The sequence below is a fragment of the Exiguobacterium sp. s36 genome, assembly GCF_018618345.1.
Classification (GTDB): domain Bacteria; phylum Bacillota; class Bacilli; order Exiguobacteriales; family Exiguobacteriaceae; genus Exiguobacterium; species Exiguobacterium chiriqhucha.
Genome location: NZ_JACSLW010000013.1, coordinates 1 through 13,064, shown reverse-complemented (window position 1 = coordinate 13,064; position 13,064 = coordinate 1). Strand labels below are relative to the sequence as shown.

At 38.7% G+C, this 13,064-nt stretch carries 12 protein-coding genes and 3 pseudogenes; 2 read left to right on the top strand and 13 right to left on the bottom strand.

Annotated elements, in window-relative coordinates:
• Positions 1 to 83: 83 nt before the first annotated feature.
• The 12 genes and pseudogenes from KNP95_RS16125 to KNP95_RS15440 form a co-directional block, all read right to left on the bottom strand.
• A complete protein-coding gene (locus KNP95_RS16125; protein ID WP_084158473.1) occupies positions 84 to 791 on the bottom strand; it encodes a toll/interleukin-1 receptor domain-containing protein in 708 nt (235 codons plus the stop codon).
• A 266-nt stretch (positions 792 to 1,057) separates the two neighbouring features.
• Positions 1,058 to 1,183 (bottom strand): annotated as a pseudogene (locus tag KNP95_RS15485) (hypothetical protein); the annotation flags it as partial.
• A gap of 414 nt (positions 1,184 to 1,597) precedes the next feature.
• Entirely contained in the window at positions 1,598 to 2,254 is a 657-nt protein-coding gene (gene merB / locus KNP95_RS15480) for an organomercurial lyase MerB (protein WP_214838271.1), read from the bottom strand.
• Between the two features lie 149 nt (positions 2,255 to 2,403).
• On the bottom strand, positions 2,404 to 3,033 hold the full coding sequence (gene merB2, locus KNP95_RS15475; protein ID WP_000792368.1) for an organomercurial lyase MerB2: 630 nt from the start codon (positions 3,031 to 3,033) through the stop codon (positions 2,404 to 2,406).
• A complete protein-coding gene (gene merR2 / locus KNP95_RS15470; protein ID WP_000389892.1) occupies positions 3,030 to 3,419 on the bottom strand; it encodes a mercury resistance transcriptional regulator MerR2 in 390 nt (129 codons plus the stop codon). The genes merB2 and merR2 overlap by 4 nt, the downstream gene beginning before the upstream one ends.
• 900 nt (positions 3,420 to 4,319) lie before the next feature.
• Positions 4,320 to 5,978, bottom strand: a complete 1,659-nt coding sequence (gene merA, locus KNP95_RS15465; RefSeq protein ID WP_483299321.1) for a mercury(II) reductase — start codon at positions 5,976 to 5,978, stop codon at positions 4,320 to 4,322.
• Positions 5,979 to 6,035: 57 nt separating this feature from the next.
• A pseudogene (locus tag KNP95_RS16285) lies at positions 6,036 to 6,215 on the bottom strand (heavy-metal-associated domain-containing protein); the annotation flags it as partial.
• A gap of 18 nt (positions 6,216 to 6,233) precedes the next feature.
• Positions 6,234 to 6,608, bottom strand: coding sequence for a mercury resistance system substrate-binding protein MerP (gene merP / locus KNP95_RS15460; protein WP_000867937.1), 375 nt, complete (start codon positions 6,606 to 6,608; stop codon positions 6,234 to 6,236).
• A 23-nt stretch (positions 6,609 to 6,631) separates the two neighbouring features.
• Positions 6,632 to 6,928, bottom strand: coding sequence for a mercuric transport protein MerT (gene merT / locus KNP95_RS16265; protein ID WP_000660891.1), 297 nt, complete (start codon positions 6,926 to 6,928; stop codon positions 6,632 to 6,634).
• Entirely contained in the window at positions 6,925 to 7,212 is a 288-nt protein-coding gene (gene merE, locus KNP95_RS16175; protein ID WP_353049004.1) for a mercury resistance MerE, read from the bottom strand. The genes merT and merE overlap by 4 nt, the downstream gene beginning before the upstream one ends.
• Entirely contained in the window at positions 7,209 to 7,607 is a 399-nt protein-coding gene (merR1, locus tag KNP95_RS15445) for a mercury resistance transcriptional regulator MerR1 (RefSeq protein ID WP_000672080.1), read from the bottom strand. The genes merE and merR1 overlap by 4 nt, the downstream gene beginning before the upstream one ends.
• A gap of 77 nt (positions 7,608 to 7,684) precedes the next feature.
• Complete coding sequence (locus tag KNP95_RS15440; RefSeq protein WP_001073002.1) at positions 7,685 to 8,413, bottom strand: organomercurial lyase MerB3; 729 nt, start codon at positions 8,411 to 8,413, stop codon at positions 7,685 to 7,687.
• Between the two features lie 251 nt (positions 8,414 to 8,664).
• Between KNP95_RS15440 and KNP95_RS15435 the strand changes: the two genes are divergently transcribed.
• A complete protein-coding gene (locus KNP95_RS15435; RefSeq protein ID WP_483299320.1) occupies positions 8,665 to 11,241 on the top strand; it encodes a type ISP restriction/modification enzyme in 2,577 nt (858 codons plus the stop codon).
• Between the two features lie 601 nt (positions 11,242 to 11,842).
• A pseudogene (locus tag KNP95_RS16120) lies at positions 11,843 to 12,186 on the top strand (DNA/RNA non-specific endonuclease); the annotation flags it as partial.
• Positions 12,187 to 12,264: 78 nt separating this feature from the next.
• Here the strand turns inward: KNP95_RS16120 and KNP95_RS15430 are convergent.
• Positions 12,265 to 12,873, bottom strand: a complete 609-nt coding sequence (locus tag KNP95_RS15430) for a helix-turn-helix domain-containing protein (RefSeq protein ID WP_251136639.1) — start codon at positions 12,871 to 12,873, stop codon at positions 12,265 to 12,267.
• Positions 12,874 to 13,064 lie beyond the last annotated feature (191 nt).

The window sequence follows — 13,064 nt, the reverse complement described above, 5'->3', positions numbered from 1 at the left end:
CCGTCTCGATTTTTATTTATTTGAAGAGGGATAAAACTTTTTAGATCACAATCACTAAAAGAAGAATCAGGCGAAAACTAGACTTAAATTTTTACAAGCTCTGCAAGTTTAGTTGCAACGTCCTCTATTGAATCCTCTTCAGTACTTAACCCACTTCTAGATCCAAGTAGCGGGCTGACTTCCCGTAATTCCTCGTATGTCGTGTTGTGTACGACCGGAATCAGGCGTTCGCCTGCAAGAAGAACTGAGAGCTCTTTATCAGCAATACCTTCTGTTTTAAGACGCTTTAAAAGCGCGGGTGTCACTAAAACGAGTCCAATTCGTGAAGTTGCCAGTCCCTTGTCTATCGCTCGAAGTAGCGGTGCACCAAGAACAACATCCTTTTCACTGAACCAGACCGAAACGCCCTGTGATTCAAGCAAATCATGTAACTCTTTAGCAGCCTCTTGTCGATCGTCCCAAGCATGACATAGAAAAACATCCCGAAGATCAAGTTCGGGCTTTGCCGCTAACTCTTCGACACTCTTTCGAATCGGAGTGAGTGCACGAACTTCTTGTGTTGTATAAATCACTGATGAACTTCCACTCGACCATCGTGGTTTTGTCGTATTAATGGAACTCCTATTCCCTCTTCCTCCCCCATTACTACTAGAAGGCGGACTGTAAGCAAAAGGTGAATACGATGCGTGTCCACTATAACCACTTCTATAGCTTCTTCCTCCACACGCAGGACAATTTGCTTGAGCTTCTGCTGAATGATGCCCTCTTACTGGCGCCGTACATCTTGCCATGAAATCTCCTCCCAATCTATAAATTCAATTATTAGGTATTTTTTAAATTAAAGTACCTAATTTGTATATTATATTACATTTCAAACTTCAATTTTTGTTACTTTCCTTAAATTGAATTGAAAAATCTTATCCTGCTTAGAAATTTTTAGCCATTCTTTCAGCTTTAGTTGGGGTCTTACCAACAAAACGCGGAAAACATACGATAAGAGAATTTTGGGAGGAAAAAAGCCGATTTTCCCTACCTAAGGAATCATCGGCCTTTAGTATTATTGAATAAGAGGGCGTAGTGAATATAAACTTGCTACTTTCTTCATATCAAATGTGTATTCGCCAAGAAAATTAATATGTTCCCATCCCAATGGAGAAATATGTTTTAGCAGGTCTTCTCGTAAACTTATATTTGTACACAGCTGCCCTATCTTTTTCAATCCCTAGTCGTACGAGGGAACATCCGCAAGCAGGACAGATTAATGTTTGCATATTTTTCCCTCCTAGAATGATGAATTTTTTTATTCAATACCTCCATGATTTATGGATTTTAACTGTATTTTTGTACTGTTTTTCCGTCTTTAAAGCCTTCAATCGTAGCATCGAATAAATACTCCGGTACCATGGCATATACGGATCGGCTCCTTAGTACAGAAATACCGGGTATTTTTGTAGGTTTTACCACCTTTGCATACTTCGCGTAGTTAGCGGTCAGAGATATAAGAAATCAGGTATAAAAGAGGGAAACCTGTCCTGAGCTGGCCCTGGGTTTCATCTTTCAGACCTGTGGCTCCTTCTGGTATCGTGGTTACTTGCGACTAAATGCCACAGCATGACCCATTGGCAGGTCTAGATTCCTCGTAACGCGTCCCCATTAGGCGACCCAGTTCAAAGGCATCTTCTACAGATAACACTTTTCCCCCTGGATGTTGGTCAAGCCAGTCTTCGGCTGCATTCGGTGAGCTGAAGAAATGGACTTCGTTGCAGAATGCTGTACGAATCGAGGACATATCATCTGGCGTCACGATTGAGACAACGGCAGTGGAAGGTTCCACGCTTACAATGTGGTCCGGTTCCACATTCAACCGTATAGGTTCTCCGGTGCTGTGACAGGGTGACTCGATGTTGACCGAACGACCGATGAGTGCTGGAAATATAAGTGTGTCAAGGGCGCACCAGGCATATAGTTGCTTCCCATCAACCGTAAAGTGGTGAGGGGTAGGGATAAGGGTAAGACCTAAACCAACGACACGGCCTTGTTCGTCGATTTCCACGCTTGGCAGAGACTGGAGAACTTTCTTCACCTCTTCAACAGGTTTTCCGGTCGTTGTCGCCATATCTTCAATGGTGACAGACTCCCCCCCTGCTAGCATTTGTAACAACGGGCGAAACAGCCACTTCATGGATTCTCCTCCCTCTCCCTTGTTCGACTGTTGGTCAAGTCGGGTTACGATTTCCTGAATTTCAGTTTTCATGTCTTTTTCCTCCTTTGTTATTTTTTGTTCCTATTATTATTTTCGATATTACTTTTCATTACCTAAAAAATCCATTTGTTGGACTAATTGACCGATAAAAGCATCCTTTTCATAGCTTGTCTGATTTTTGAAACTTCATGGGCTCTACCCTATGATAAAAATTTTTTCAATTCGTTTCCAAAAGAGAGAGCTTGTTCCAAAGTCATAATTTCCCCTTGCAATTTTGGATGTTCTTCTTTCCACTTGTTTGCATGCTCAACTGAGCTAAAATAGTGAATTTGTTTACATGTTCCTCCGGCCCATGGAGCCTCAGAATCAAACGGCACTGTCCAGATTACTGTTGAATCAGGAGTTGTTTTTGCTAATTTTCCATTTCGGACAGTTACCTCAATCGGTTCACCTGTGTACGCACAACGGGAATGTATATCGACATCAGCAACCAGAGCAGTTGACAGCTCCAATGTCGATATTGCACACCAGGCAAATAAAGTTCGTCCTCCTAAATGAATCTGGTTAGTAGTCGGTATAATCGATAAGCCCAATGCCCCTACTATTTTTTGATCCGCCTCCCGAACGATCATCTGCCGTTGGGCTAATATCTTCACTACTGACTGAACTGTTTTTGTATTAATTCCCGTTTGATTTATTAAAGAACTTTCTGTAACTGCCTGCCCATCACGAATGGAGAAAAAAATTGTCCGAAGAATAGGCACTGATTCTTTAGGCAGCTTAGCTAACAATAGTTCATAAAATTTTTTGAGTTCTGTTTTATTCTTCATTGTTTAAATCCCTCCATTTGATTGAATGCCTCTTTCGGGGAATCAAGGTACGATTCAATGTGTTTACGCAACTTTTGTAGTTCGTTGATTTGTTCGTCTATCTTGGTCAGTTTATCTTTTAACAAATGTTGTAGATGCGGTTCTATCTCCACCGTATTTTTTTCGAAAATCACTATTAAATCTTTCATTTCCTCCAGTGATACGCCTAATGATCGGAGTTGTTTAATACCATTGATACAAAACACATGCTCTTGGTTATAAACGCGGTAATTACCTTCGCTACGCTTTATAGAAGGCAGTATCAATTCCTTTTCTTCATACAGTCGAATGGCTTTTCGACTGACTCCTGTTTGTTGGGCTAGTTGACCAATCGTTAAATCCTCCATTATCTCCCCCCTTTTCGTTAACTGGAAGACCATCACTGAATTAACTAGAGTTTACAACGTTCACCTTAGGGGAAGGTCAAGTGCAATTTTATAATTTAAATACAAAGTTTAATCAGGAGATAGAAGTAACATCATCTTTAAAATGGTGTTATTGCAACATTTCTATAATAAACTCGACATGAAAACCGTTTCCTTGATACTAGAGAGTATTATATGGTAACCCAATGCTACCTTCGCGAATGGGTTTGCTTGGGGTAATGTAATTTATACATTCAGATTTTAAAGAATCTTCAATTAAAACAACTTATGGAAATCTATCGTCGGGATGTATGCGAACCCAATCTAACAGAGTTATATCAAATTTTAATTCGTCTTGGTTACACTGTTCCAGCTCCATATAATGCTATTTCGGAATCAAAAACAGTTAAGGAACTAGGAGATATTCAAACGCCTGTTTATAGATGACCAGAAGATACTCATTGGACATTATTTCGCCGTACAGGGATTTATGGACTTTGGAATACTGGGGCAATTTCGAGCCATCGAGCAGACGTAAGTGATGCATTTATTCGTAATTATCATCGTGCAAATCGTTGCACCTAGCCACTGACTCAATGGCTGTTAAAAAGGGATTTATTCCTCTGCCACCATTAGTCATTCCTCGATAATTTGTAGAGAAACTCAATCCTTTTTATTAAGTAAGTTTTATAGATTTCAATAGCAAGAAGACTTAACCAAAGTGCACAGATTGTTGACATAATAAACCGTGTAAAACAAATATGCTATATGAATATTTCATTTCCTTAAACAGTTTAAAGTTAATTTGGCAAAGTACGGAAAACCTTATTCATAAAACAGAAAAAAGATTCCTGAGCAATAATCAGGAATCTTTTTTCTAACTTATCCAGCACAGCAAGATAATTTCGAAACATCTTTATCAAAAGTTAGGACAGCCAGCTTCAATCCTTCTGCCATTGTTAGATATGGAGCCATCGTTTCTCTCAGATCTCCAACAGTTAAACCGAATTTCACAGCTAATGTTGCTGCATAAATTACGTCTCCTGCGTTTTCTGCCACTACATGCGCCCCTAACACTTTCAATGTTTTCGCGTCTGCCACTAATTTGAAAACACCTGTTGTTTCCCGATTAACGAGCGCTCTTGGAACAGCATCCAACGGCAATACCGATGTTTTCACTTCATATCCTTTTTCTTTTGCCTGTTGCTCCGTTAAACCAACCGTTGCAATCGATGGAGAAGTAAACGTAACGCCTGGAACCACTTCTAAATTGACCTTTTGATTTAGTCCTCCGATTGCATTACGAGCAGCAAGTCCACCTTCATAAGCAGCTACATAAACAAATTGGGGATCAAGAGTGACATCTCCAGCTGAATAAATTCGGGAATTGGTCGTTTTAAGATAATCATCAATGACAATTTCACCACGGGAACCAACTTCAACGCCTGCTGCATGTAAGTTTAATGATTCTGTATTTGGTTTTCTTCCAGTGGCAATTAGCAATTGTTCTGCTTCAATAATTCGCTTTTTACCATTTATCTCAACATGAACTTTTTTAATGTCTCCATCTTGCTCAACTCGTTCATAGGTTGCACCTGTTACTAAATTAATTCCCTGTTCTGTTAAGGCCTTAGTAATGGCTTCTGAAATTTCAGGATCGTATTCTTTTAATAGACGCTCGCTTCTTTGAATCAAAGTGACTTCTGACCCGAGGTTATGAAATAGTTGTCCTAATTCCATGCCGATATATCCTGAACCAATTACGGTAAGACGATTTGGAACCTTCTTTAATTCCAATAAGCTAGTGCTTGTTAAATAATCTACTTCATCTAATCCGGGAATATTAGGTGCAGTTGAAGAAGCACCTGTAGCTATTAAAAATCTTTTGGCTGTGATTTGATTGCCATTTACTTCAACTGTATTTTCATTTACGAATTTTGCTTCACCTTTTATTAATTCAAAACCATAATCATCAATTAAATTCACATATTTTTCATTTCGCATCTCGGTTACTAAATCATTCTTTTGTTTTACTAATGGCGCTAAATCAACATTTGAAGCCGAAGTGTGTAATCCCACAAATGGATTATTTTTTGCTAGATGATTGATTTCCCCTGCTCTTAATAAGGTCTTAGAAGGAACGCATCCGACATTAACGCAAGTTCCACCCACCGTTCCACGCTCAATCATAGCCACTTTTGCGTTCAAAGCAACGGCTTCAATGGCAGATGAAAAGGCAGCTCCACCAGAACCGATGATGATGTAATCATAATCATAGTTACCTTCATCATTTAAACTTACATCTGTCCTTTTTTCCGATTGCACTTGTATTTCTTCTGCTTCGCCCGGTTGATATTGTGCGTCAGTAATCGCTGTTTTCGCGATATCAATGTCTACATCATACGGTAGTTCAAACAGTGCTTCTCCGCGACGAAAGTCTACTTCAATCCCTTTTGCACCTGCATTTTCAAGAGCAACCGCAATATGTTCTTCACAACCAGTGCAGGTCATTCCTTCAACGTTTAGCCGATATTTTTTCAATAAATTCGTCTTTTGTTCCGATTGAAATTCTTCTGCTTCGCCCGGGTGATAGTTTGCGTCAGCAATCGCATTTTTCGCGTCTTCAACTTTCACGTCATCAGGAAGCTCAAATACAGCTTCTCCACGGCGAAAATCTACTTCAATCGCTTTTGCACCCATGTTTTCAAGAGCGACAGCTACATGCTGTTCACAACCCGAACATGTCATTCCTTGCACGTTCACTCGATATTTTTTCATGGTAAAAATATCCTCCTTTTATTCGACGGGGAGACCCAAGTCTGAAACCTCCGTCTTAATTGCATCTAAATTGGTTTTCGTATCATCAAAAGAAACCGTTACTTCCGCGGTGCTTCCATTAACTTTAATGGCTGTTTTGCCAGCACCTTCAACCTGTGCAATGGCATCTTCCACAACTGATGGCGGGCAGCAATCCATCCCTGCTATAACCATGAATGTCCCCGTCTTCTCAGCTTCAGTAATAGCTTTTACATCCTTCTCTGAATTCATAGCAGTTGTTTTCACTTCACTCTTAGATACTTCAGTTTTTTGGACTTCTTGTTCGTTACTGCATGCACTAACCACTAGCATAAGGGATAGCAACATCATAATCCTGATTATTTGTACTTTCACATAATACACCCCATTTTTTATAGTCAACTTTCAACTGAAAATAAGAAAAGAAACATGGTAAAAACAAGGAACGTTGTAATCCATAAGCCAATGACAGAACTTTTCCTTTTACCCTTTCTTCCATAAACCATATAAAAGGAGTACGCAAGAAGGACAATGGTAACGATGCTGAACAATAACCGATACTTCAACGAGTAGAATGCGATTGCGCCTGCAAACCCAGTGAGTCCAAGGGGAATCAAGATTAGTGGACCCAGGCAACAACCCGCCATAACAAAAGCTGAAAATACAGTGGCTACTTGTGAAACTTTTTCTTTCATGACTTGAAATTCTCCATGCTGCAACAATCATGTGTGGTTGTATCTTTCTTTGTTTCCTCTTTTGTTTCTGGATCAAGTTTTCTCCAGCCCTTGAAAAGAGCGAAAACGAATAACAGACCCATCATGATGAAAATAACATTTTTAAATTCCGTGAAGTATGATCCCAGTGCTGTTCCTGCAATCAACGGAAGTAGTAAAAACAGATGACACGGGCATGTGATGAGTGCGACAAGAAACCAACCTGAACTTTTTATTATGTTTTTCATTTCTGTTTCACCTCTTATTTCTTCATCAGTGTTTCAATAATGGGGCATTCGTAAATATCTTTGTTTTCGGGACATCTTTCTTTAAGATCCATCAGCATTCGTTCAATCCTTTTAAGATCTTCAATTTTACGTTGAATGTCCTCTATCTTCAAAATAGTGAAATCATACATATCACGACACTTCGCTTCATCGCGATCGACAACCCCTAGCAATTTATCAATTTCATTTAAGGTAAATCCTAATTCCTGCATTCGTTTTATGAAATGCAATCGATCGACCGTTTGTTGGGAATACATTCGGTATCCTTTTTCCGTACGTTCAGGCTCTGGAATTAAGCCTAAACGCTCATAATATCGAATGGTCTCCTTGTTAACACCGCACTTGTCAGCCAGTTCTCCGATACGAAATTTCATACGTCTCACCTCACTTACAGCATAAACCACGTACCTTAGTACAGGGTAAATATATAGTTTACTTCATTCATGAGATTTTACTTACCCTTAGAGCCAGATAACGTGCCGCCAAAAACAGCAGCCCCAACCTCAAAGGCTTCCGCAAGAGTCAGCTTGTCCTTCGCCGTTGTTGAATTCTTTTCATTCGCTTTTTGCCAATGTTCCTCAGAACAATAAAATTGAATGGCTGGGCAACAGCTGGTAGAAATGGACGTTGGCTCATTCGATTCGCAAGAAGAATCGCAGCATGCGTTGGTATCGGCAGCATCCGTTGTTCCCAAGCCTACAACCACGGTATCAGGATTGGCAACGGGCATGTTGTTTTTCACATCGATGGTAATCTTTTCACCGCAAAATGCACATTCCGATTCAATAACGGCATCTGTAAACATCGATGGAATGCCAAGGGCATCAATCGCACACATGGAATAAGCTGGCAACATTCCAGCCAATGTAACACGGTGTGGAGTCGGAACTCCTGAAAAAGGATACGCCACGTTCACATCCCCAGAGTTTTGGTCCCAGTGAATTAAATCCAATTCCCTTAAACGTTGAAGAGCAGATTGGACATCAATTTGTTCCTCTGTTGCAGTTAAATCATTGATGTTGACGATTTTTCCCTCAGCCATGAAAAGAAGAATGTCTAAACGGATACTATTTTCTGAAGGAGACAATAAACGGATTTTTCCCTCAAATCCTTCTTCTGGCAAACCAAGTGATTGTAACACCTTGTCCTTTAACGAAGTATTCAAATGATTTTGATTCATGTTGCTGCCTCCTCTATTTGATCTGCAATTATTTACAGGAATTTTTCTTCCTAGTACAGAATAAACCCTGTACCACAGTACAGGGTCAAGTATGATTTATTATTTTATCTTCTAAAACTAAACTATCCCATTAGTTAAGTATAACCTTACCATCTATTCTGAAATTTAACATAGATATCCAATTTTCTTTAAAAGTGTTGTTCCACAATCTGGCCCGATTATTGAACAAAATTAAAAAAGCCATTTAATTCATTAGTTCATGGACAAATCACCATAAACGACGGTATTGGGAAGATTGGTCAAAAGACGTCTCGGAAATAGCAAGAAAACACGTCATGCGTATTAGTGTGCTATTAGAAGATCGGAAAAGTATTTATTACAAAGAATTCAGACGGTTTTTAACGAGCTTACGACATAACATAAACGACTCCATATCAGAAGAACAAGCTATCCAAATGTTATCTCAACATCTAATAACAAAACCTGTTTTTGAAGCTTTATTTGATTCTTATAGTTTTATTAATGATAATCCCGTGTCTCGCTCTATGGAATCGGTATTGAAGGTTTTAGATGAAAATCAATTAGAAAAAGAACAAAAAATCTTAGAGCCGTTCTATGAGAGCGTGCGAATTCGAGCACAAGGGATTGATAATTTAAAAGGTAAGCAAGATATAATCGTACAATTATACGATAAATTTTTCAAAATCGGATTTGAAGAAACCACAAAGAGTTTAGGGATAGTTTTTACACCTGTAGAGGTAGTAGATTTTATCATCAACTCAGTTAACTATGCTTTAGAGAAACATTTGGGCAAATCGATTTTCGAAGAAAATGTACATTTATTGGATCCTTTCACGGGCACTGGGACTTTCATTACAAGACTGCTTCAAAGCGGTTTAATTCCAAAAGAACATCTGTTGAGAAAATATATGAAAGAATTACATGCTAATGAAATTGTTTTATTAAGTTATTATATTGCAGCTATAAATATTGAGGAAACGTTCCATTCTTTAATTGATGAGGACAGTAGCAAAGATAGCGAATATATTCAATTTGAAGGTATTGTACTAACTGACACTTTCGATTCAACTGAGAGAGAGAACACTTTTGAAGATGCTTTCTTTAGCGGAAACGACATTAGATTAAAGCGTCAAAAAGAACAGCAAATAACTGTTATACTAGGAAATCCTCCTTATTCAATTGGACAAACAAGTGCCAACGATAATAATCAAAATATTGAATATCCTGCTCTAAATAAACGTATTGACGATACGTATGCGAAATATACGTCTGGATTAAATAAAAAGTCGTTATTCGATTCTTATATTAAAGCGTTTAGATGGGCATCCGATAAAATCGGAAGCAAAGGTGTTATTGCCTTCATTACACCAAATTCAATAATTGATAAGCCTAGTCATGAAGGATTTCGGAAAATAATCAAAGAAGAGTTTAATTATGTTTACTCTATAAATTTAAAAGGTGCTGTTCGGGGGAAAATTGGGGAAGAGGCGAAAAAAGAAGGTCAGAGTGTTTTCAATATATTAACCGGTGTTGCAATAACAATCTTAGTTAAGGATAATTCTGAAAACCACAAAGTTTACTATCACGACATAGGAGATTATCTCAGCAGAAATGAAAAATTAGCAAAATTAGAAAGTTTAAAATCTATCCAAGAGATGAAGTTTACAGAAATAGAGCCAGATCTAAACAATGATTGGATTAACCAACGTGACCAATCATATGCTACTTTCGACAAAATGGATGGCGATGTTTTCTTAACAAAGGCTATTGGTGTTACAACAAATAGAGACTCTTGGGTTTACAATTTCTCAAACTTGGAAGTTGCTAAAAATTCCAGTACTATGATCAAAAACTTTAACCATGAGATAGAAAGGCTATCTACTATAGAATCGTTAAAAGAACGTGCAAAGTTAGTTAACACCGACGAAACCTATATTAAGTGGTCAAGAGGACTTAAAAACAAGTTTGATCGCTCTCAACGAATTGAATATAATTCAAACTCTATAATCGAGAGCTACTATAGACCTTTCACAAAAAAATGGCTTTATTACGATAAGAGTATCGTTGAGTATCCAGGAATATATCATTCGGTGTTTGGAAAAGAAAATAAAATCATATATGTTTCTGGCGGAGGAGCTCGTAGAGACTTTTCAGCACTGGTAGTTGACAAGGTACCAAACCTTCATCTGATGGAAAATGGACGTGGTTATCTTTTGTATAATAACGACACTAGCTCTTTATTTACAGATAACAACAATATTAATGAGCACTTTTCAAAAAAAATCGGTCTTTCTCCTGAAGATGTTTTTCATTACGTATATGGGGTACTTCATTCTAAAGAATTTTGTTCAAAATACAACAATGACTTAAGAAAAGCATCACCAAGAATACCGATACTAAGAAATAAAGAAGAATTTGTTCGAATAGGGAGAGAGCTAGTTCGAATCCATCTCGACTTCGAAAATCATCCTTCCCCACCTGGAGTTGATGTTGTTTTCAACACTATTAATCCTTCATATGAAGTTAGGAAAATGAGTTTCTTGAAGAATGGAAAACGAGATACCATCATTTTCAATAAAGACATAACAATTAAAAATATCCCTATTGAGGCACATGAATATGTAGTTAACGGTAGAAGTGCAATAGAGTGGATAATCAATCAATATCAGTTGAAAACAAATGATAACCCTAACGATTATTCTACTGACGAAAAGTATATTTACAAATTATTGCTCTCGGTAATAAATATTTCCGTTCAGACTGTTAATTTAGTAAATAGCCTACCACCTCTCGAATTTGAAGAATAATTAAGAAATTTCACGAAGAAGATATATTCGAAAAACGAACGTTAGAAAGACATATTTGTTTATCTTTTCACAAAAAATGAAAAGGGCTTTAAATAGTCCTTTTCATTTTGTCTTAATTGTCCATTAACTCATCTTTTTATCAATGTTCGTTTTTTATATTTGATGAGTAAGCAAACGAACAGAGGTCCTTAATGATGAAATTGGATATACACGAGTCTCAAACAACTTGGATTCACAGTCAGATAAATAAAAGAATTGGTAATACTGAAACTATTCATTCAAAGAGAAAGGAAATGAATTTCACTTACTCAGCCGCACCTCAAGCTATACCTTTATTTTCCTGATGTTCCCAATAGAGCAGTTCCTCTACAGTAGAGAACACAGAAAAAATACTTACGACAGAGGAAAAACATCAAGACGTCCGAGCCGGGCACCACGGAATCAAGTGCGGCGACTATTACAGAAGGACCTGTCGATATCAAATATGGGGATTGCGAGTATTGTGCGTCCACGAATGAGCATTGTAAATTGATCCGTGTCACGTCAGACGGTCGTTAAGGTTTCAGGCGTCGAATACAGTAAGCTCGACAGGTGACATGTTATCCGTAAGGACGGCGGCGCGATTGACTTTAAAATGATCATCACATATCTAGATACGAAAACTTATATTACATCACATTACCAATACACATATACGGTCAAAAGAAATGTGGTTACCGACTCGTTCGACAAGGTCAATCCGGACGAGTTGAACGAGGCACTCACAGAAAGTGAGTTAGAATCCCCAGCCACGAACGAGCCTGCTGGTGATGAGATACGAATGAAGACGGTCAGGTGACGATTCAATAGGCGAAAGACGCCGGTTTCACGATGCCGATAATGAGCGACCATTGGCTTTATCCTTATATGCGTGATAACGACAATGACGGGATGGTCGGGGAATGATTTCAACCCAAAAATTAAAACAATAATGATTGTATAAAAAGACATTCTCTATTTTTAAGAGAATGTCTTTTTTTATGTTCATTTACGTTTTCGATTCACTTTATCAAGCCGAATTTTCTCGATCAACGCGTGGATGATCTGTTCATCTCTTCCCACGAAATCTTTGTTGAAGGGAATCCGCTCTCCTTCGAACATGAAGTAATCGAGCAGGTACGGGACTCGAGGTGTCGCGTGACCCCACGTGTGCTTCGAGCAACGTTCCCACACCTCGGCTCCGAACTCTTTTGAATACCGCATATGCTCGACCGCAGCCTTGACCTCTGATTTCTTCAGGACAAAGTAGTCCTCGAAGACGAATTTGCCGAGAAGCTCGTACCACATCTCCTCGCGGGCTCGCTCTTTGATCGCTTCTACATCGACTTCCACGTGATACGGGGCCTCTTCTTCATTCTTGACGACATCTCGTGAATCTCCTGTCATCGACTCTGGATACAGCTCCCATCCTTCAGGCATCCGTTCTTTGATGAACTGTTCGAGCGCCTCCTCACTAATCCGATAGCCTTTTTTACGCGACTCGAGCGGTTCTGCCTGGATCACGCCTTTTCGTACCCAGTTGCGGACCGTCTCCTTGTGGCTTGTGAGCTTGTTCTTCGATAAGATTTCAAATGCTTCGTCAATCGTATACATGCCAAACCTCCCTTTAACACAATGATGCTTTCATTAAATAATACCATGAACATTGCATTAAAGTAAGATGTTACGTTAATCGATCTCGAATTGATTAGAAATTTCCGTTTGTCAATTTAAGCTAGACAGATCGACTCCATTCAGGTGACTCAAAAATGCCTCCAACGGTGTGCGGTAATTCAGTGACTTTC

Bases quoted from the DNA above. Each gene is read 5' to 3' on its own strand.
- merT (WP_000660891.1), bottom strand. From the start codon at position 6,928: ATGAAAGAAAAAGTTTCACAAGTAGCCACTGTATTTTCAGCTTTTGTT.
- KNP95_RS15430 (WP_251136639.1), bottom strand. From the start codon at position 12,873: ATGTATACGATTGACGAAGCATTTGAAATCTTATCGAAGAACAAGCTC.
- merR2 (WP_000389892.1), bottom strand. From the start codon at position 3,419: ATGGAGGATTTAACGATTGGTCAACTAGCCCAACAAACAGGAGTCAGT.
- KNP95_RS16125 (WP_084158473.1), bottom strand. From the start codon at position 791: ATGGCAAGATGTACGGCGCCAGTAAGAGGGCATCATTCAGCAGAAGCT.
- merR1 (WP_000672080.1), bottom strand. From the start codon at position 7,607: ATGAAATTTCGTATCGGAGAACTGGCTGACAAGTGCGGTGTTAACAAG.
- KNP95_RS15440 (WP_001073002.1), bottom strand. From the start codon at position 8,413: ATGAATCAAAATCATTTGAATACTTCGTTAAAGGACAAGGTGTTACAA.
- merB2 (WP_000792368.1), bottom strand. From the start codon at position 3,033: ATGAAGAATAAAACAGAACTCAAAAAATTTTATGAACTATTGTTAGCT.
- merB (WP_214838271.1), bottom strand. From the start codon at position 2,254: ATGAAAACTGAAATTCAGGAAATCGTAACCCGACTTGACCAACAGTCG.